This is a genomic window from Methanomassiliicoccales archaeon (genome assembly GCA_036504055.1).
Lineage (GTDB): Archaea > Thermoplasmatota > Thermoplasmata > Methanomassiliicoccales > UBA472 > DASXVU01.
In genome coordinates this window covers 1-19,354 of record DASXVU010000007.1, presented here as the reverse complement: position 1 = coordinate 19,354, position 19,354 = coordinate 1, and the positions used below count along the sequence as shown (strand labels likewise).

General features: G+C 52.6%; 18 protein-coding genes and 1 tRNA gene. 8 read left to right on the top strand and 11 right to left on the bottom strand.

Going from position 1 to position 19,354, the window contains the following annotated elements:
- Positions 1 to 4 precede the first annotated feature (4 nt).
- The 3 genes from VGK23_01945 (at position 5) to VGK23_01935 (ending at position 1,354) form a co-directional block, all read left to right on the top strand.
- The gene (locus VGK23_01945) at positions 5 to 196 is read left to right on the top strand and encodes a DNA-directed RNA polymerase subunit N (GenBank protein ID HEY3419297.1); all 192 of its coding nucleotides are present in this window, start codon (positions 5 to 7) and stop codon (positions 194 to 196) included.
- A 28-nt stretch (positions 197 to 224) separates the two neighbouring features.
- Positions 225 to 300 (top strand) — tRNA-Pro (locus VGK23_01940).
- Between the two features lie 283 nt (positions 301 to 583).
- The gene (locus VGK23_01935; GenBank protein ID HEY3419296.1) at positions 584 to 1,354 is read left to right on the top strand and encodes a PIG-L family deacetylase; all 771 of its coding nucleotides are present in this window, start codon (positions 584 to 586) and stop codon (positions 1,352 to 1,354) included.
- Positions 1,355 to 1,997: 643 nt separating this feature from the next.
- Here the strand turns inward: VGK23_01935 and VGK23_01930 are convergent.
- Both VGK23_01930 and VGK23_01925 read right to left on the bottom strand, forming a co-directional pair.
- The gene (locus tag VGK23_01930) at positions 1,998 to 2,951 is read right to left on the bottom strand and encodes an AsnC family transcriptional regulator (GenBank protein HEY3419295.1); all 954 of its coding nucleotides are present in this window, start codon (positions 2,949 to 2,951) and stop codon (positions 1,998 to 2,000) included.
- 82 nt (positions 2,952 to 3,033) lie between these two features.
- Positions 3,034 to 3,936: an NAD(P)-dependent oxidoreductase gene (locus tag VGK23_01925; GenBank protein HEY3419294.1), complete on the bottom strand. Its 903-nt coding sequence runs from the start codon at positions 3,934 to 3,936 to the stop codon at positions 3,034 to 3,036.
- A 73-nt stretch (positions 3,937 to 4,009) separates the two neighbouring features.
- Between VGK23_01925 and VGK23_01920 the strand changes: the two genes are divergently transcribed.
- Complete coding sequence (locus VGK23_01920) at positions 4,010 to 4,996, top strand: aldo/keto reductase (protein HEY3419293.1); 987 nt, start codon at positions 4,010 to 4,012, stop codon at positions 4,994 to 4,996.
- Positions 4,997 to 5,100: 104 nt separating this feature from the next.
- Entirely contained in the window at positions 5,101 to 5,457 is a 357-nt protein-coding gene (locus tag VGK23_01915) for a PH domain-containing protein (GenBank protein HEY3419292.1), read from the top strand.
- Positions 5,458 to 5,524: 67 nt separating this feature from the next.
- On the opposite strand, the gene VGK23_01910 is transcribed toward VGK23_01915, so the two are convergent.
- The 3 genes from VGK23_01910 to kdpB are packed head-to-tail and all read right to left on the bottom strand — an operon-like array spanning position 5,525 to position 12,144.
- Positions 5,525 to 7,510 (bottom strand): DUF4118 domain-containing protein, encoded by a 1,986-nt coding sequence (locus VGK23_01910; GenBank protein ID HEY3419291.1) that lies wholly within the window; start codon positions 7,508 to 7,510, stop codon positions 5,525 to 5,527.
- 3 nt (positions 7,511 to 7,513) lie between these two features.
- A complete protein-coding gene (gene kdpA, locus VGK23_01905; protein HEY3419290.1) occupies positions 7,514 to 9,967 on the bottom strand; it encodes a potassium-transporting ATPase subunit KdpA in 2,454 nt (817 codons plus the stop codon).
- Positions 9,964 to 12,144 carry a potassium-transporting ATPase subunit KdpB gene (gene kdpB, locus VGK23_01900; protein ID HEY3419289.1) on the bottom strand — a complete coding sequence of 727 codons (2,181 nt, stop codon included), beginning with the start codon at positions 12,142 to 12,144 and terminating at the stop codon, positions 9,964 to 9,966. Before kdpB ends, kdpA begins: the two co-directional genes overlap by 4 nt.
- A gap of 471 nt (positions 12,145 to 12,615) precedes the next feature.
- On the opposite strand from kdpB, the gene VGK23_01895 reads away from it, so the two are divergent.
- Positions 12,616 to 13,782 carry a hypothetical protein gene (locus tag VGK23_01895; protein HEY3419288.1) on the top strand — a complete coding sequence of 389 codons (1,167 nt, stop codon included), beginning with the start codon at positions 12,616 to 12,618 and terminating at the stop codon, positions 13,780 to 13,782.
- Positions 13,783 to 13,857: 75 nt separating this feature from the next.
- Positions 13,858 to 14,787, top strand: a complete 930-nt coding sequence (locus VGK23_01890) for an AsnC family transcriptional regulator (GenBank protein HEY3419287.1) — start codon at positions 13,858 to 13,860, stop codon at positions 14,785 to 14,787.
- 106 nt (positions 14,788 to 14,893) lie between these two features.
- Here VGK23_01890 and VGK23_01885 read toward each other — a convergent pair whose 3' ends face one another.
- On the bottom strand, positions 14,894 to 15,031 hold the full coding sequence (locus tag VGK23_01885; GenBank protein HEY3419286.1) for a hypothetical protein: 138 nt from the start codon (positions 15,029 to 15,031) through the stop codon (positions 14,894 to 14,896).
- A 193-nt stretch (positions 15,032 to 15,224) separates the two neighbouring features.
- On the opposite strand from VGK23_01885, the gene VGK23_01880 reads away from it, so the two are divergent.
- Entirely contained in the window at positions 15,225 to 15,593 is a 369-nt protein-coding gene (locus VGK23_01880) for a hypothetical protein (GenBank protein ID HEY3419285.1), read from the top strand.
- Here the strand turns inward: VGK23_01880 and VGK23_01875 are convergent.
- From VGK23_01875 to VGK23_01855, 5 genes are all read right to left on the bottom strand, one after another.
- On the bottom strand, positions 15,587 to 16,009 hold the full coding sequence (locus VGK23_01875; protein ID HEY3419284.1) for a response regulator: 423 nt from the start codon (positions 16,007 to 16,009) through the stop codon (positions 15,587 to 15,589). The genes VGK23_01880 and VGK23_01875 overlap by 7 nt on opposite strands.
- A 6-nt stretch (positions 16,010 to 16,015) precedes the next feature.
- Positions 16,016 to 17,500, bottom strand: a complete 1,485-nt coding sequence (locus VGK23_01870) for an ATP-binding protein (protein ID HEY3419283.1) — start codon at positions 17,498 to 17,500, stop codon at positions 16,016 to 16,018.
- Between the two features lie 16 nt (positions 17,501 to 17,516).
- On the bottom strand, positions 17,517 to 17,960 hold the full coding sequence (locus tag VGK23_01865; protein HEY3419282.1) for a response regulator: 444 nt from the start codon (positions 17,958 to 17,960) through the stop codon (positions 17,517 to 17,519).
- On the bottom strand, positions 17,957 to 18,829 hold the full coding sequence (locus VGK23_01860) for an ATP-binding protein (protein HEY3419281.1): 873 nt from the start codon (positions 18,827 to 18,829) through the stop codon (positions 17,957 to 17,959). Before VGK23_01860 ends, VGK23_01865 begins: the two co-directional genes overlap by 4 nt.
- Positions 18,830 to 18,924: 95 nt before the next feature.
- The coding region (locus VGK23_01855; GenBank protein ID HEY3419280.1) for a PAS domain S-box protein at positions 18,925 to 19,354 on the bottom strand (430 nt) is incomplete at its 5' end.

Here is a 19,354-nt window from a genome sequence, read left to right as displayed (position 1 = left end):
CGGAATGATCATACCAGTAAGATGCTTCACATGCGGGAAAGTCATCGCGAGTTCCTACCAGACCTACATCAAGAGGGTCCAGCTAGGAGAGGATCCCAAGGAGGTCCTGGACGATCTCGGATTAAAGCGCTACTGCTGCCGCCGTATGATAATCGCCCATTCGGACCTGGTCGAAGAGATCATTCCGCTTGGCTAAACCCCTTTCATCAACCCCTTTATCCACTGGGTCTGTGGGGTAGCTTGGAATCCTTCTAGCTTGGGGTGCTAGTGACTCCGGTTCAAATCCGGACAGACCCACCACTTATTTCCTTCTGAATTCTGAGTTGACCTTCCATTCCGGGAATGCTCATTCTTGAGCCCACCAGATATCAAAAGGCCAGCTATATCGGAATCCGACTAAAGGGTTCCCTTTTTTTCAGATCGAGGTTTAAAATTGGGTATTTCTGATCGAGCATTTCGGCTGTTTTGCCGATCGATTGTTAACAAGTGTTGAAGAATCCGGATTATCTACATATTCGATAGAGAGCCAGAGGGAAGTCTGGAATGAGGTCCGATTCCTCGGGAGATGATTAAATCTATGACCATGGCAAGACACGCTACAATGTTCCGTCCGGCATCAGAGCACTTGACCGGTCTCATTAAGAGCGCTGGGTCAAGCGAACCTTTGATCAGGGACCCGGACGTGAACTCAAACTCTCGGGTACTGGTCATAGCACCGCATCATTTTGACGAGATAATTGGATGCGGAGGAACGATGTGCAAGATGGCGAAAAAGGGCGCCCACATCAAGGTGTTGTTCCTGACGGATTCCTCCTATTGTGATATTGTCGGCCCTGGATGTGGTCTTGTCCCCATGGAGCCTATGGAGGTCAAGGAATCGCTCGCCTCGTTGAGATGCTACGAATCGGAGCGGCTCGACCTGCCGTGCATGGGGATACGCCCCGATATCGAAAGCAGGCGCGCTCTGCTGAAGGTTATCGAATATTACTCTCCCGATCACCTGTTCATCCCATCTCTCCGGGATGTGCATCCTGACAACAAGATGACCGGGTTGTTGGCTGCCCGCACACTGAAGGATTACACCGGCTGTCTCACTCTGTATTCCTATGAGGTGTGGGGCGGCCTCTTTCCCAACACCATGGTGGAGATAACAGACGTCATAGACGACAAGATCGCCGCCATAAGGGTTCGGAAGAGACGGTCGAAAATGGTGGACGAGGAGAACCGGATCAAAGAGACCAACTGTTTCCGTCTGTCGACCATGCAGGATGATCGCTATGGAGAACCCTTCCTAAGGCAGGGAAAAAAGGATTTCCTGGACATGACTAGATTTCTCCCCGCTCACCGCGCATGATTATTTCAGATATGTGGGCGGCTCAAGCAGACCGGAATGGAAGCGCGAGGATGCCTGGGGGCGCTCTATCGCCCTATGCCGGTCAATGAATCGCGGGCATTGGAAATCGTGGGATTCACTTGGGTTTGATCGAGATCGTTCACCGATCGATCACTGGATAGGTTCAGGAATCTACATTTTATTGGTACCGGTTAACTATGAGGAAATATGAGTTCTGTACATGACCCATTTTTCTATCGGTTACCTAACATACCCTAAAGTTGCACGAACATGTAGTTGTTATTGGGGTTAGGCCTGGAATCAAAGGATTCTGAAGAAGATGACTTGAGGCCGTACTCAAGGACCTTCTCGATCATAGGCTGCAACCTTCATCAACGGAACAGGATAAAGGAAGATCGTTCGCTGGAGGTCAAATGGCAGGAATCAGGAATTCGAGCGAGCTAAGAGGCTACGCTTCTTCCGAGTGGAAGGCGGATGTCGGCTTTCTAGCCAGAGAATTCGAGATCCAACGGGAAAACGAAATATCAAAAAGGTCTGCTCAACCGGGCGGGTTGAACGAGACCTCCACCAAGCCCAGGATCCAATTCGTCAGTTGGATATTTGGAAGGCACAATGCTCCGAGGCATTGATTAGTTCAATTGGCTCAGTTCCCCTTCCCTTTTCCTTTTTGTTTTGGATCTTCGATCATGCGATCCCTCCATATGTCAAAGTAGTAGACCTTCTGGATAAGGTCCGAGGAGACCGAGTCGACCTCCTTCAAGGCCCGGATGTCCTCGACGATCCTGCTCATCTCGATCACGGACTCGGTCTGCATCTCGAAGAAAAGCAGGTCTCTGGCATTGCTCACCACTACTGAAGAGTCCACGTAGAACTGAGGGTCATCGCGGATCTTCTTCAGTATCGATGGCCGGGATCCTGCCTTCTTCAGCTTTACGATGACGAAAAAAACGAGCGTGCCCAGACCTTCTAAGGTGGACATGGTGCGGAACTCGATGAGATTATTGGAGATCATTCGGGCGAGGCGCTTTCTCACCGTCTTGGGAGACAGATCGATTTCCTTCGCAACGGTGATGATTGGTTTTCTGGCGTTGTAGTGCAATGACCGGATGATCTTGAGATCCACTTCAGAAAGGGAGGAGATGTCACCGCCCCTGATGTCTTCGATTACCGGTGGACAGGTGGAGATGATCGATCCACAGCCGAATATGATTATCTGCGGATCCGATATCCTGCAGACCTCTTGAGCGACCCTAATGACATCATCCAGTTCCAGAAAGCGTTGCAGATGGGCCATCAGATAGATGCTGTTCAGGCTGCCCAATGACGTCGTGTGGATGGATCCTTGCTTTTCGATCTTGGAGAGCGTTTCTGAATCCACCTTTCCGGCCATCTGCCCATATACCATGGACCGGACCCCGTTCATGGCCTCAAGATTGACAAGGGTACGATATCCCAGGATGCGTTTTGTAGATTCCAATATCGTCAGGCGCCTCTGCAGGGCTGGGATCGAGAGATGCAACTGCTCGGCAAGCTGCCTGTACGTGGCTCGTGGATTCCTTTCCAACATTACAAGCATTTGGCGATCGAGCTTATCCATCATTAATTATACAAATTCCATCGTATATATTCATGACCATGGATGTATTGGCCAACAGGACTCGAGATGGTCAAACCGTCTATCAGCCAAGCCCGTTCCTTCTTTGGATTGTTTCGGCTATTATACTGAAGTCCTTCTGACCGTTACCGTCTTGGATCGCCTCGGAATATTGTTTTATTGCCAATTCGGTGAAAGGGAGCACCGCCCCGGTCCTCTTCACCTGCTCGTTCACCAATCCAAGGTCCTTGAACAGGTTGTCCAGTGAGAAAGCAGGTTCGAAATCTTTGGCCACGATCTTTGGTCCTTTACCTTCGGTGAAATAGTTCCTATGGGGCGTCTTGTTGATCGTGTCTACGAACGTTTTAGCGTCGAGACCCATTTTTCCTGCCAATGTCAATGATTCTGAAAACGACTCGGCCACAAGCCCGAGATAGAGATTTATGGCCAGCTTCATCCTGTGACCATTGCCGTCCTTCCCCAGATAGATCACATTCTTGCCTATCTCATCAAGGAACCCTTCAGCGTCTCGATAGACATCCTCGTCGCCGCCCACCAATACGATCAGGTTGCCTGAAAGAGCCGCATCCTTGCTTCCCACAACTGGGGTATCAAGCCTTTTTATCCCTGCCTGCTTGGCCGCATCTGCATGCACGGACGAGGCGGCCGGGTCTATTGTGCTCAGATCTATCCACAGACTGTTTTTCCTTAACCCAGCGAGAAACCCGTCCTCGCCTTGACACACGGCATCGATCGCCGATTGGTCCGTGAGGGATGTCATGAGAATGTCCGAGAACGTGGCCAACTCCTTCGGGGTGGAATGGAACACGGCTCCCCTATCGATCAGCGGTTGGGCTTTCTCCCTGGTCCGATTGTATACGTGAACCTGATAACCTCTGTCCAGGAGATTGGAGGCGAAGGAGCTTCCCATTATCCCCATTCCTATGATGCCGATGCGTGAGCCCTTGCCGAAAGTGGAAATAGCCATCAAATATCCCTTAAGGGATGATTTTGAGACCCTCCTATTTACGCTTATCCAGTCTAGGGAGCGGACAAACGGCTTGAGGCCCAGGAACGAAAAGATTATCCGCAACACCTTGGCAATAGAATGCAATGGAGATCTTTCGATGGACACCACTGGAGGAGGCGTACCGACAAGAATGCTTGGTAACACAGGCGAGATGGTATCGATTATCGGTCTGGGGGGCTATCATCTTGGGAGACCGAACGTCAGCGAGGACGAGAGCGTTCGCATCATCCGCACAGCGATAGAGAGTGGGATCACCTTCCTTGATAACAGTTGGGACTACAATGAAGGCAAGAGCGAGTCGCGCATGGGGAAAGCCCTAAAAGGCGGCTACCGTGACAAAGCCTTCCTGATGACCAAGGTCGACGGTCGTGACCGTAACTCGGCCATGACGCAGCTGAACGAATCCATGGTAAGACTGGATACGGACATGATCGATCTGTTACAATTCCATGAGATCATTTACGAGAACGATCCGGAACGCATCTTTGGCGAAGGAGGGGCCCTGGAGGCGGCATTGGAGGCCAGGGACGAAGGCAAGATCCGCTATATTGGATTCACGGGACATAAAAGCCCGGATATTCACAGGAAAATGCTCGAGACCGCTGCCCGGAACCATTTCCGGTTCGACACGGTGCAGATGCCGCTGAATGTCATGGACGCACACTTCCAGAGCTTCGAGAAGAAGGTCCTGCCGATACTGACCAGGGAGAAGATCGGGGTCTTGGGGATGAAATCGATGGGCGACCATATCCTCCTGGAGAGCGGGGCGGCGTCTCCCATGGAATGTCTGCATTATGCCCTGAACCTGCCGACCAGCGTCGTCATAACTGGTTGTGATTCGATGAAGATATTGGAACAGGCGCTCACCGCGGCCAGGACTTTCCAGCCATTGACGAGGGCTGAGGTCGACGCTCTCCTCGCCAGGACGGCCGAGCCGGCCGCTCACGGCAAATTCGAACAATACAAAACAACCCACAACTTCGATAGCACCCTCTACAATCCTAAATGGCTCGGATAGATCACAGGAATGCGGTCCGATCGCGAATTGACAGCCCTTCTGCAAGACGCAGTTGCAATACTACTATAATCTTAGATACCAGTAGAGTGGCAACCGAGCAGTGGATGAAGATGGAATTACCAGCCGATATGCAGAATTTGATAGGGCCAGAGGAAAGGATCGAACTATACGTCGATGGTGAGAAATATCCGGAGATCACCAGCGATACCGTAGCCCTAACAAACGAAAGGGTCATCCTCCGACGTCACAACCTAGAGGGAACGGGGGCTGCCATCACTGCCTACAGCTACCGTGAGATCACCGGGGTCGGCATGGAAAAGGGGTTCATGAGGTCGATCATAAGGCTCAGGATCAAGACCGCCGAAGAAACGATGGATGCGATCAGGTTGCCCACAAAACAGGCCGAGCAGGCGATCGGTATCCTCAAGAACAAGGTATGCGGGATCACATCACCTTTCTGACCTCAGGGCGAGGACTCGGTCAAGAACGAGACCTGCCTATCCAAGAGGCCTCGTTCATTGATACCGATTACGGCCCCTTTGTTTTACACACCTGGTCCCATAGTTGCCCCCGCTCCAGAGCGATTGCCGCCTGGCTGGCAAAAGACTGCAATAATCTTTCCTGTTCCATTTTAATTAATTCCTCATGAATATCTGACATGATCCCCATCACTCCAATAACGCCGTTGACGGTCCTCAAAGGATAGTACCTAAGAAGGGCTGTGGATAGTGTATCGGTATCCTTTCCAGCAGTCGATCCGGCCTTGAAAGTCCACTCGGCAGCGGTCATGTCCTTCTCGTCGAGGTTCAAGCCCTCACTGATGTATGCCACCCTAAGTTTACCATTCGACGGGATTAGAAAAGCGGACTTACAATGACAGGCCCTCGATACATGGGAGGCGACAACTTCCAAAATATCATTGGTCTCCTTTGAAGAAGCAAGGTCAAGGCTCAGGGCATACATGGTGGCAGTATATTCTTCTCTTCTCTGAGTGGCCATGGCGAAATCCCTGGCACGGACGACCAGGAAGCTGATGACCACGCCGACGAAAAGGAACGCACCGAACGTGATGAGATATTCTGAATCAGATACTCGAAAGGTCAATGTCGGTGGGACGAAAAAGAAATCAAAGGCTACGACGCTCATTGCCGCAGTGAATATCGCTGGTCGTAAGCCCCAGCTGACAGCTGCCACTACCACACCAATGAGAAAGAACATGACCACGTTGGTTGGGGAGATGAATGTTTTGATGAGGGTGCAGAATATGGAAATGACAAGCACGAGCCATAAGCTATACCAGTAGGGTTTGCGTTTGAATATGGGCGTTTGAAGGCCATCTTCCTTTTCCTGATCCCCTGAATATGGCTTCAGTTCACTGATTATAAGCAGATCGATGGCCCCGCTCATTCGGACGATCTGATCTGCGACAGAGCCGAAGATCCGTTCTCTCCAGCGGGCATGGACAGGATGTCCCACAATGATCCTCGTTACGTTATTCTTTTTCGCGTATCGAACCACCTCATCAGAGATTGAGATGGCAAAACTAGTCACTGTCTTAGCACCCAGCGACGAAGCGAGTTCTATCCCTCTCAGAGCCTCATGCCTGGCCTTCCGGGACAATCGATTGTGCGCAGGGGTCTCAACATATATGGCGATCCATTCTGCCTTGAGCTCATCCGCCAGTCGCTTTCCCGTGCGCACCACTCGGTCATTAAGGGTCTGACTGTTACCTATACAGATAAGAAGCCGCTCACCTACCGGCCAAGGACCTGGGATCGAACGGGTCTGCATATAGGCCAACATCTGTTCGTCAACATGCTCAGCCGCGCGCCGCAGCGTCATCTCTCGCAAAGCAATGAGGTTACCTTCGTTGAAGAAATTATCCAGAGCCACTCCTACCTGCTCGGGGACATAGACCTTACCCTCTTTGAACCGCTGTATCAATTCTTTGGGGGGAAGGTCCACGATCTTGATCTCGTTGGCCTGGTCTAGGACAGAATCTGGAATCGTCTCCCTTACCTGTATCCCGGATATCTGCTCGACCGCGTCGTTCAAACTTTCCAGATGTTGAATGTTAAGCGTAGTGAAGACATCTATGCCCGCATCCAGAAATTCCTGTACGTCCTTATGGCGCTTCGCATGCCTTGAGCCAGGAGCATTGGTGTGAGCGAGTTCATCCACGAGCACGAGCTGAGGATCACGAATGAGCACGGCGTCCAGATCCATTTCCCGAATCTTGATGCCGTGATATTCGAGCTCTAAAAGTGGGATGGACTCAAGACCGGCAAGTAGTTCTTCGGTCTCCCTCCTGCCGTGGGATTCAACGCAGGCTACCACAACGTCGATTCCCGCCTCCTTCTGACGCTGGGCCTCCTCGAGCATCGTGTACGTCTTCCCTACGCCAGCGGAGTAGCCCAGGAACACCTTCAACTTTCCCCTTGACTGTTTGCGCTCCTCTGCCTCCACCTGCTTGAGCAGCTCGTCTGGATTGGGCCTCCCATCGTTCTCCGCCATGTTTCATCCCCCCCATATGAGGTACTCGACGATCGGTCCAAGCACCAGGGTCAGGAAGAAGCTTAGTGCACCTATCAAGGCGACGACGCCTATCAGCCATGAGATGAACAATGGGGTGTGGGTGGGTAATGTGCCTGAGCTCACCGGAACGATCTTCTTCTCGGCCAGCGCACCTGCCAAGGCCAATGTCAGTATTGCCACGGGGTAACGTCCAATGAGCATCGCTAGCCCCAGGGATATGTTATAGAACAGACTATTGGCCGACAAACCAGCGAAAGCACTACCGTTATTGCCGGCCGCAGAACTGAACGCGTACAGGATCTCGGTGAAGCCATGAGGTCCGGGATTTAGGACTCCCGCCCGCCCCTCGGGTATCATGACGGCGATGGCCGCACCGGTCAATATCGTGACTATCGGTATCAGGATGATGATGGTGCACATCTTCATCTCGTAGGGGCCGATCTTCTTGCCCAAGTAGTCGGGCATACGGCCAATCATGAGGCCGGCTATGAACACGGCGATGAGGACGAAAACGAGCATCCCGTAGAGGCCAGAGCCCACGCCTCCGAACACCACCTCCCCGAACTGGATTAGGAAGAGCGGAACCATGCCTCCTAACGACGAAAATGAATCGTGCATCGAATTGACCGCACCGCAACCGGTGGCTGTCGTCGATACGGCAAATAAGGCTGAGGACACCACACCGAACCTCACCTCCTTGCCCTCCATGTTACCGCCCGGCTGAATCCCGGTGAAGGTCTGGGAGACCCCCAGCTTTGTCAAAGCGGGATTGCCGGTCGATTCTGCCCATATACAAAGGCCGAGGAAGACCGTAAATATCACCGCCATGGCGACCAGGATCGCCATGCCTTGCCTTCTGTCCTTAACCATGTTGCCGAAGACAAGGACGAGGGAAATTGGGACAAGAAGAAGTCCGATCACCTCCATCAAGTTGGAGAAAGGCGTCGGATTTTCGAATGGATGCGCTGAATTGGTGTTGAAGAACCCACCTCCGTTGGTGCCCAGCATTTTGATCGCTTCTTGGGAGGCGACCGGCCCGATGGGTATGGTCTGCGTTGTCACCATGTTACCGCCATAATCGGTCACAGGTTGAACCAGGTGCCCAACTATCGGACCGTTGAGCGTCTGAGGGACGCCTTGAGATACCAGGATCAGGGCGAGGATCAGAGACAGGGGTAGGAGAATGAGCGTCGCCCGGGTTATGTCCACCCAGAAGTTGCCGAGAGTCTTAGTCGACCTGCGGCGAATACCACGGATCAATGCCATCAGAATTGCGACCGCCATAGCCGCGGAAAGGAAGTTCTGGACCGTTAGCCCGATCATTTGGGTGAAGTAGCTCATCGTCGTCTCGCCCGAATATGACTGCCAATTGGTGTTGGTGACGAAACTGACTGCAGTGTTGAACGCCAGATCAGGCGATACGGGGCCAAGGTTCTGAGGATTGAGAGGCAAATACTGCTGGCTCATTATTACGAGGAACAGGAAAAGAAACCCGATGAGATTGAAGATGACCATAGCCAGGGCATATTCCTTCCAACCCATCTCACGTCCATCCATTTTGGCGGGCCGATAGATGTATGATTCCAGCTTGCCTATGGTTCTGATAATGACGCCGGGTTTTTCCTCATAGACTACAGTTATCAGCTTGCTAGTCCAGTACGTCATTGTGACGAGCAGGACAACGAAGATGGCAATGAAAGCCCAGCTGACCGGTGTCATTCCCAAGACCCGATCATCAGTGGTGTGAACGCTGGGAGAAGGGGCCGATTGATCATATGTTCCTCCGCCCCCCTTGGCTTGAAGCACGTCAAGGGCCAAATTGAGTTCAAGGACGTTGACCGTTTTCTCGCCCAAGATACCGATCTGCCTATCTTGCGTATTGGTATCGATAAGACCCTGAACGACGCTTTGGTTCATGTTTCTGGTCATGGCGACCCGGTTAAGTTGGTAGAAGGCGCTGGCGACGCTTATGTCTGGATCCAATCCGCTGCCGGATGCCGTAACCAAGTCTGATGGTATAGGAAGAGTGTTGTTAGGATCGGCGATATGCAATGCGTCGATCCGATCCTGAACCATCTGGTCCAGCGATGGATTGTTGGGACCGTAGTTTGTTCCGCTCGATAAACTGGCATTATAAGAGAAGCCGGTTGTCGCCGATAGTCTCCCCCAGAAATACTTGGTATCGTTGAACGGCTGGCCAATGAGGCCAGACCCTACGACTGTACCGTTCACCTCGATCTGGCTTCCGTTGGCCTGGTGGGGGAAGACCATCTGTGCAATGCCAGTCACCAGTAGAGGATAGGCTATGCCGGTGATCAGCATCAAGATTATGAATATAACGATGGCCGGTTGGAGATGTCGCTTGGTCATGGCGATCAGGGAATGCAGTCTTGCCATGAAGGGCTCGATGCCTCTCGATGCGCCCGGGTTGGTCAATTACCTACCCCCAATGCGAACAGGACGATATCGATAAGTTTGATGCCGACGAAAGGCACGAGAAGTCCGCCCACTCCATAGATCAGGAGGTTGTTGCGAAGCGCTTCGGATGCCGTCAATGGCCTATACTTGACCCCCCGCAAGGCGAGCGGGATCAGCATTACTATGATTATGGCATTGAATATGACCGCGGAAAGAATGGCTGCATGCAAACCCATCACGTTCAAGGCGCTCAATGCCGGATAGGTCGCGGCGAAGGCCGCGGGAACGATGGCGAAGTACTTTGAAACGTCATTGGTGATGCTGAATGTGGTGAGGGCACCTCGGGTCATAAGAAGTTGCTTACCGGTCTCTACGATCTCGATCAATTTCGTAGGATCGCTGTCCAGATCGATCATGTTCGCCGCCTCCCTGGCCGGCTGGGTGCCGCTGTTCATTGCCACCGCCACATCGGCCTGGGCCAACGCAGGGGCGTCGTTGGTGCCATCCCCGGTCATGGCAACCAACCGCCCTTCCGCCTGATACTCTCTGATCAATTTCAGTTTGTTCTCTGGTGTCGCTTCGGCCAGATAATCATCCACTCCCGCCTCGGCGGCGATGGCGGCAGCAGTGAGCTTGTTGTCCCCAGTGATCATAACCGTCTTTATGCCCATTCGGCGGAGCTGGGCAAACCTTTCCTTCATGCCTGGTTTTACAACGTCCTTGAGATGGATCACGCCCACGGCGACCGAGTCACAGGCAATTACCAGTGGTGTTCCACCGGACCGGGCAATCTTGTCTACCTCTTCTTTGAGTTGAGGAGGAAATTGATTACCAGATGTCTTTACCAGATTGGCTATGGCATCTGAGGCCCCCTTGCGTATGGAAAGATCACTGGTGTCCACGCCGCTTAGGCGAGTGTGGGCAGAGAATGGGATGAACTGCATCTGGGATTTCTTTTCTGCATCGGCAACATCGGCCTCTTTGATGCCGTATTTGTTTGACACCAGTGTCACTATGCTGCGACCTTCCGGTGTCTCGTCCGCTATGGAGGCGAGTAGGGCCAGTTCGGCAACTCGCTCTGTCGTTTGCCCCTTAACAGGTATGATATGCACGGCCTGCCGATTGCCATAGGTGATGGTCCCGGTCTTGTCCAGGAGCAGAACATCAACATCACCCGCCGCCTCGATCGCCTGGCCAGACGAAGCGATTACGTTCTTGCCAATGAGCCGGTCCATACCAGCAATCCCAATGGCACTCAGCAGTCCACTGATGGTCGTCGGAGCAAGACATACCAGCAGGGCGATCAACACGGTCAGCGAGATCGGACTACCCTGTCCCGAGACATAGACACTATAGATCGAGAATGGTAACAGGGTCGTGCAGACCACTATGAAAATGACAGTGAGGCCGATGAGCAATGTGTTCAAGGCGATCTCGTTGGGGGTCTTCTGCCGCTTTGCCCCTTCGATCAACGATATCATCTTGTCGATGAACCCTTCCCCCGGTTCCGATACCGACCTCACCACGAGCCAGTCCGATAGGACACGGGTTCCGCCAGTGACCGAACTTCTATCGCCACCTGATTCGCGGATAACCGGCGCACTTTCTCCGGTGATCGCACTTTCGTCGATGGAGGCTACACCTTCAACGATCTCGCCGTCGATAGGAATGATGTCGCCAGCAGTAACAAGGAACAGGTCACCCTTTCTGAGTTCGTTGGAAGGATGTTGGGAGTATTCATTCTCTGATGGCCTCTGTCCTTTGGTCACCAAATAGCTGCCACTGATCTTCTTAGCGGATATGGTTGTGCGCATTTTCCGAAGAGAATCCGCCTGGGCCTTGCCTCTGCCCTCCGCCAAAGCCTCGGAGTAGTTCGCAAAAATGACCGTGAACCAAAGCCATACGGATATCAGACCAATGAAAGGAGCTGAAGCGTCACCGTTGCCGATTAGTGCCTGGACGAATAGGATGGATGTGATGGTGCTACCAATCTCGACCACGAACATGACTGGGTTCTTGATCGTATGACGCGGATCAAGCTTCACTATCGCTTGCCATATGGCCCATTTGATGATGCGTTTCCTTTCCTCATTGCTTATGGCCTTCCTACGTTTCTCTTTCTTTTCCGGACGATGACCTTCTTCATCTGTCGTCGTTGCCCATTTCCCATCTTGAGGGCCAGATTTTGAACTCATAGTCCATGCCTCCGTTTTGGAGTACAACAGCCTGATTAGCCATTTGTATTACACTGAGCTGAATTGCACTACATAAGCTGTTTGTATGTTCGGAGATGACGACAAATGTACAATCATGATCGATATCCAAAATGAATGATAGGCACCGATCAATGTTGAAAATTCCGGCATCGGTGCACTCCATGCCTCTGATCAGAATTGACACCTCCATTCCTCAATTAAGCCTCGAACCTGGAAGGTTAAATATCTATGGAGAAAATGAGATTTTTGGTTCTTGATCGATCGGATGATCCGTCATAGCGATTTGATGAGATGCGTCTGGCGAATTCCATTGATGCCAATGTTATTATCCGATGAATGACCAAGCTATTGCACTCGACCGTAAGCTCAAGAATCGTCGATGGTCAACGAGGTATGGTCCCAACGAAATGGGACTTTCAAATAAGTACGGATCCGATTAGTGGTGAATGCATGGAAAATCCTGAGGCCTTTGAGTATGTGGAAGAGATCATGACTGATTATGCTCGATCAACTGGCCTGGAACCAAGCAACCCACATCCAAAAAGATATCTCTGGACCGACGCGTTCGCCGTGTGTAACTATCTGGAACTCTACAGACAGACGTCAGATGGAGCCTTTATGGAACTCGCTTTACATCTGGTCGATCAAGTCCATCACACGCTTGGGCGGCATCGTGATGATGATGACCGGAAGGGATGGATCAGCGGTTTAGGAGAAGAGGAAGGAGAGTTCCACCCCACCGCAGGCGGTTTGCGGATAGGGAAGAAATTGAAGGAACGGAAGCCCGAAGACCCGATCAATGAGCGTCTGGAGTGGGAGCAGGATGGCCAGTACTATCACTACTTGACAAAATGGATGCATGCGCTCAACCGTGTCTATCGAGTGACCTCCGATCCGAAGTATTCGACCTGGGCCATCGAGCTGGCGAAGAAGGCAAGCTCAGCGTTCTGCTACTCGCCGCTATCTGGGGGCCGAAAGAGGATGTATTGGAAGATGAGCATCGATCTGAGCTATCCGTTGGTCACATCCATGGGCCAGCACGATCCTCTCGATGGATATGTAACATACAACGAGCTTCAGATGACCGCGCCGGAAAAGAAGGGAGAATATCCTGGCCTGGCGAAGGAAATCGAGGATATGGCGAATATTCTGGGACCCGAGAGAATGACTACGAATGATCCATTAGGCATGGGCGGACTTCTCATCGATGCTTCCCGGATCTCGCAGATCGTCGCGCTGGGCGGTAGAATGAAAGAAGGTCTGCTCGAAGATGTCATCGATGCTGCTTTGGTAAGCGTCGGATATTTCGCCATAGAAACGGATCTGGAGATGGATGCTGAGAGCAGGCTCGCTTTCCGTGAGCTTGGGCTTTCAATAGGAATGAAAGTTCTGCCCAGAATGAGGAGTTCATTGGCCCATGACGCGGACAGGCACCCCTCGGCCGATCTGCTCCAAAAAGTGATCGATCTCGAAAGGTTCTCGTTCATCGGAGTCAAGATCGACCGGTTCTGGACTTCCCCGAAGAACCAAAACGCGAGCACTTGGTCGGAACATAGGGAGATCAACATGGTCATGTTAGCAACCAGCCTGGCTCCGCAAACTTTCCTTTCCATATGATATTCCCGGGACGATTGTGCTGCCTTGGATCGACCGGCAGCAAATGCTTAAGGACGCCCACATGATTGATGCTGTATGGACGAGACAGACCTGGCCCTCTGCCGAAGCCTTCTCATGAACTCGCGCATGTCCTACTCCGAGTTGGGGAAGAACATGGGCCTTACCCCGCAGGCGGTCCACCGGAGGGTCCAAGCCCTCATCGATGCTGAGAACATAACCGGAACCGGTACATTCCTGACCCTGAAGGCACAAGGCCGGATGTGGGTGGTGATATTCGGATGGTCCAGAGCCCCCTCGATGGACGAGGTAGCCACTGCCCTGAAGCGGGAAAATGACGTGGCGGTCTTTTTCATTGCCAGCGGCAATTATGTCTATATCCACGGTGGCGTGAGGGACACCAACGATATGTCATCGTTCGTCACCAAGGTCCAGAGGTTGGCTCAGATCCACGACGCTCAGGTGGGCATCCTCCCATCGCCACCGTCGACCACAAAGGATGCATTGTCCAGACTGGACCTGAGGCTGGTCAAGTCGCTTCAAAATGACGCTCGACGATCCATCTCCGAGGTGGCAGATGAGGTTGGTGTTTCCGTCAAGACCGCCAAGAAGAGGCTGGACCGACTGATCGGAGAGGACCTAGTGCAATTCTCCATACACTGGAGTCCAGATACCCAAGGCGACACCATAACGAACATCCACCTTATTATCAAGGAAGATGTGGAAAGAGATAAGGTCGCTTTCCTGCTCATCAAGAAACTGTCCGCCGGAGTGATCCGGACCTATTCGTTCAGCAACCTTCCGAACCAACTTATCGTGATGCTTTGGACCAGGAACGTGAAGGAGATGCAGAAGGACTGCCGTGACCTGGAGGAAGAAGGTTTTTTCCACTCCGTGGTTCCGAACATCCTCCGAGATATCTACTATTATGACGAGCACCGGCATGCCATACTCGACATGTTGCTCAAGAATGCAACCCCATCCGAACGGGACCGCAATGGCCAATGAGGAGAGTGCCCAATTTCCCCCACTCTGATCAATGAGGCTCCGAACCGACGCGGTCGATGGACAACCGTGATGGACCCCGACGAATTGCTTACTCGCGAAATGTTTCCTACCTTCTCCGGGGATTGATATTCTGGGTCTTTGGGCGTTTGTCGAAGTTCTTCTTCTTGTCCTTGGTCCTCTTCTCCTTGACCTGCTTTAACACAACGACCGGCGCGCCCGTGGCTATCAGCTCTAGATCCGACATAGCAAAACTCCGTCAACAATGATTCACGACAAAAATATAAAACCCTATCGTGTCTTGCATATCCTAACTAGGAAATATGTAATACTTTTCGCCCGGTAAGGCAACCCATCCCTTAGTGGCGGTGAAGGACTCAGCAACTCATACCAATACAATAAAAAACGTTGTATACCGGCCGCTCCAAGAAATGATGCTGATGGCTATCATCGATCTACCGAACATCGTCCGGCAACGCCTATCGGACATCAACAAGCGGAACCATTCCATGAGAGCGGAGGAGATATATTTCGAAGGAGAAACGGGCCTGTGGTGCCTTGTCACGATAACCGCTGACAGCGGCAGGACCGTCGAATACGACTTCATCGAGAGCGAAGAAAGCTGGAAAAGGACCGACGTGGCGGTGGAGTATGCCCAAGCGGCCATGGAGCAGGTAAAAGTATTGGTCATCGTCCCGGACCAAGCCCTGGCTGACGTGCTCGAACTGGTAAGGGACTATGGAGCGGATGGCGTATCGGCAACCGATTATGGGGCCATGGAGCTCGTTCCCTTGCCCCTTGCCTATTGAGTTGATGGATGTGCTAAAGAGGCCAACAGGCCCTTTATCTCATCGGTGACCGACTCGAATTCATCCATCGACATAGGTTTGGTGAGGAAGGCATCCGCCTTCAGTTCCAGAGCCCTGACCCGATCCTCTGGCATGAGCGAACCGGTCAGGACCGCCACCATCGTCCGCGAGTTACCCTTTATCTCCCTTATCTTCCTGAGAACCTCGATGCCGTCGACCTTTGGTATCTTGAGGTCGAGGAGTATAAGATTCTTCGATCCGGGTCCTCCCTTTGCCAGCTCGCAGATGATCGCGATCGCCTTTTCGCCATCACTGGCCGAAAGGATCTCCACGACGTGTCCAGTTTCTTTCAGCATCTCTTCCGCTATGCGCAGGTCGGCGGGATTATCCTCAACGATCAGGACCTTGACCATCATCGATGCTCAGCTCCTCTTCGGTATGGTGAAAAAGAACGTGCTCCCCGTGCCTTCGACGGACTCGACCCATATCTTCCCTTCATGCCTTTCCACGATCTTCTTCGCTATGGCAAGGCCGATGCCGGTCCCCTCGTATTCCTCCTTCGTATGCAGGCGCTGAAAGACATCGAATATCTTGACCATGTAGGCTGGGTTAATCCCGATACCGTTGTCCTTTACTGAGATCGTCCAAGACGACGGGTCATTTACCGCGGAAATGTGCACCACCGGGTCCCGTGGACCATGGAACTTGATGGCGTTCCCGACCAGGTTCGATAAAAGCTGCTTCATCTGAACATCATCGGCGATAATGGTCGGCAGTCTGTCCACCTCTATCCTGGCCCTATGCATCTCGATGGAGGGGCATAGGTCCGTTAGGACGTCGGTCACTACATTGTTCATGTCCACCTCATAGAACCCTCGGACCTTGGTCTCCAGCCTGGAATATTCCAGCAGGTCCTTGATCAGCTCCCTCATCCGGACCGAACCCTGGATCGCGAACCTGATGTATTCCTGGGCCTCATCAGCCATGTCACGCTCATACCTGCGCTGCAACAGTCCAAGGTATGTGGAGACCATCCGTAGGGGCTCTTGAAGGTCATGTGAGGCCACATAGGCGAATTGCCGCAGTTCGGCGTTCGTGCTCGCCAGGTCATCAGCCCGCTGCTTCAGTTGAGCCTCCAGGTTCTTTCGGTCGGTGATATCCTGCAGCAGATTGGCAAACTGTCCCTTCCCCGGGGAGAAGGTCGATATCCGCAGATGCTTTCCTATCTTCGTATCGAATATCTCGAAGGAATCCGGTCTGCCTGATTCCGATACATTGGCAAAAGTCTTCAGGAACGGTAGGTTCTTTGTTCCGAAGATGTCAGAGGCCAGCCGCCCCACTGCATTTGGCCTTGAGATACCAGTGATCTTTTCATATGCTGGATTGACATCTATTATCCGATAGTCCACCGGATCGCCTGTATCATCGAAGACCATCTCGTTCAAGCAGATCCCTTCGCTGCTCGAGGAGAACAGCGACTCGAACTTCTGGGTGCTCTTGATTAGGTCATCCTCAGCCCGCTTGCATTCGGCCAGGCGGTCCGCCTCCTGAAGCGCCCGATGGATCGCCGGCATGAGCCGGCCGATATGCTGCTTGAGCACATAGTCCGTTGCCCCGGCCTTCAGCGTATCGATGGCAACCTCCTCGCCGATCGCGCCGGAAACGATGATCGCCGGCATTATCGGATACCTTTCCCGGGCGATCCTAAGCGCGCTTATCCCATCGAATCCCGGAAGGGAATAATCCAACAGAAGTATGTCAGGCCGTTGCTCGAGGGCGTTCTGAAAACCCACCTTGTCGTGGGCCCAAATGACTGTGAAATCATACATCTGGTCGCGGAGCTCTCGCTTGGTCAGCTCAAAGTCCGATTCGTTGTCCTCGAGGATCACGACCTTCACTCGTATCATCACAACTACCTCAGATTCAATCTTCTGGTGACTTGTTAAGCAACAACCAGTACATTCCCAGGTTGGCAACGGCCTTGGCGAACTCGTCGAAGTTGATCGGCTTTGTCACATAACTGTTGACACCCAGCTCATAGGCCTCCTTTATGTCCCGCTCTTCCTTGGACGAGGTCATGATCACGACCGGTATGTTCTTGGTCCTCTGATCCGACTTTATCTTGCGCAGGACCTCTATCCCGTTGACCTTGGGCAGCTTGAGGTCCAACAGGATCACCTTGGGCTGACCATCCTCATCTTCAGGATGTTCGTCATTCAGGTTCAAGAATTCCAGTGCCTCCTCTCCGTCCTTTAGCAGGACCAGGTTGTTCGTTAGCTTGACCTTCTTCAGGACACGGATTATCAGCTCCGCGTCATTCGGGTCATCCTCTATCACCAATATCTCTACCGCTCTCTTGTCCTTCATGTCAATCCCCTGGATGGCAATGTGAAGTAGAATGTGGCGCCTGCGTCGACCGTCCCTTGGACCCACACCTTCCCGCCATGCCGCAAGATGATCCTCTGCACAAGCGCCAATCCCACGCCGGTGCCTTCGAACTCCTTGACGGAATGCAGCCTTTGGAACACTCCAAAAAGTTTGCCGACATATTTCATGTCGAACCCGACCCCATTGTCTTTCACGTAATAGGCGCCCGACTCTGGATCGAAACCCACTTCGATCATGGACTCCTCTCGGGTCTTCGTGAACTTGATGGCGTTCGAAACTAGGTTAACCAGTACCTGCCTTACCATCGCCTCATCCCCCCTTGCGTTTGGCAATCTCTTCAGATCGAATCCGATCTTGCGATCCGGTTCCGAGGCAGCAAGCTCATCGAACACAGCCCCGAACATCCTCTCCATGTCGATGACCGAATCAGTCATCTGCTGTCTGCCCAGCCGTGAGAACGTAAGCAAATCGTCTATGAGCTGGCCCATGCGGTGGGCGTTGTCCTGTATGAGCATGAGGTACCTCTGTCCCTCATGGTCGATCTGGGGAGCATAGTCCTCTAGTACCGCCTGGGAGAAACCGCTGATGGCACGGAGGGGTGCGCGGAGGTCATGGGAAATGGAATAAGAGAACGCCTCGAGCTCCCGGTTTGCCGCTTCCAGCTTCGTCTTGGCAAGCTCTGTCTTGATCCGCTCCTCCTCGATGTCCTCCAGCATGTTTAGCAGAGCAGCCTGGATGGGCCCCGATCTCTGACGCTCCTCCTCGACATCCTCCAAGAGGTTCATGGTGGCCCGTTGGAGCATTTTGAGCTTCTGTCGCTCCTGATCGAAATCTTCTAGGATGTTCAAGGTCGCACGGTGCGTTTCCTCAAGTGAATCATATCTTTTTAGAATGTTTTCTACATCCTCTGGTCTTGGTCCCGATTCCACCATGATTTCTCTTCCTAGACGGTTCCCTTTCCCAGGCCGTCGATCTCCTTCTTCAGCTCCTCGATCTCCTTTTTCAGCTCGACCATCTTGAGTTCTCGGCCGACCGTGAGCTTCTGGAACTTCTCCAGCTCGGCGAGCCGGTCGAGCTCGCGGCGACGTTGTTCGGCCAGTTCGGCCTCTGCCCTTTTTCTCGCGGTCACATCCCTGGCGGCGGCAAAGACGCCGATAACGTTCCCATTGACATCCTTGAAGACGCTGGCATTATAGAGTACGTCGATATGCCTTCCCTCTCGGTGCCTGATTGTCAGCGGATAATCGGTGACATAGCCCTTCGCGAAGACCTGCTGGTATCCTTCTCTGGCCTTCTCCGGTTCGGTAAAGTAGTTTGAGAAGTCCGTGCCGATCAGATTATCGCGCGAAACGCCAGTGACCTTGATGGTCGCC

Excerpts from the sequence above, each read along its gene's own strand:
- VGK23_01880 (HEY3419285.1), top strand. The coding sequence starts at position 15,225 with ATGGCTATCATCGATCTACCGAACATCGTCCGGCAACGCCTATCGGAC.
- VGK23_01890 (HEY3419287.1), top strand. The coding sequence starts at position 13,858 with ATGGACGAGACAGACCTGGCCCTCTGCCGAAGCCTTCTCATGAACTCG.
- VGK23_01925 (HEY3419294.1), bottom strand. The coding sequence starts at position 3,936 with ATGGCTATTTCCACTTTCGGCAAGGGCTCACGCATCGGCATCATAGGA.
- VGK23_01935 (HEY3419296.1), top strand. The coding sequence starts at position 584 with ATGGCAAGACACGCTACAATGTTCCGTCCGGCATCAGAGCACTTGACC.
- VGK23_01945 (HEY3419297.1), top strand. The coding sequence starts at position 5 with ATGATCATACCAGTAAGATGCTTCACATGCGGGAAAGTCATCGCGAGT.
- VGK23_01895 (HEY3419288.1), top strand. The coding sequence starts at position 12,616 with ATGGAAAATCCTGAGGCCTTTGAGTATGTGGAAGAGATCATGACTGAT.
- VGK23_01910 (HEY3419291.1), bottom strand. The coding sequence starts at position 7,510 with ATGGCGGAGAACGATGGGAGGCCCAATCCAGACGAGCTGCTCAAGCAG.
- VGK23_01915 (HEY3419292.1), top strand. The coding sequence starts at position 5,101 with ATGAAGATGGAATTACCAGCCGATATGCAGAATTTGATAGGGCCAGAG.
- VGK23_01870 (HEY3419283.1), bottom strand. The coding sequence starts at position 17,500 with ATGATACGAGTGAAGGTCGTGATCCTCGAGGACAACGAATCGGACTTT.
- VGK23_01930 (HEY3419295.1), bottom strand. The coding sequence starts at position 2,951 with ATGGATAAGCTCGATCGCCAAATGCTTGTAATGTTGGAAAGGAATCCA.
- kdpB (HEY3419289.1), bottom strand. The coding sequence starts at position 12,144 with ATGAGTTCAAAATCTGGCCCTCAAGATGGGAAATGGGCAACGACGACA.
- VGK23_01885 (HEY3419286.1), bottom strand. The coding sequence starts at position 15,031 with ATGTCGGATCTAGAGCTGATAGCCACGGGCGCGCCGGTCGTTGTGTTA.
- VGK23_01875 (HEY3419284.1), bottom strand. The coding sequence starts at position 16,009 with ATGATGGTCAAGGTCCTGATCGTTGAGGATAATCCCGCCGACCTGCGC.
- VGK23_01865 (HEY3419282.1), bottom strand. The coding sequence starts at position 17,960 with ATGAAGGACAAGAGAGCGGTAGAGATATTGGTGATAGAGGATGACCCG.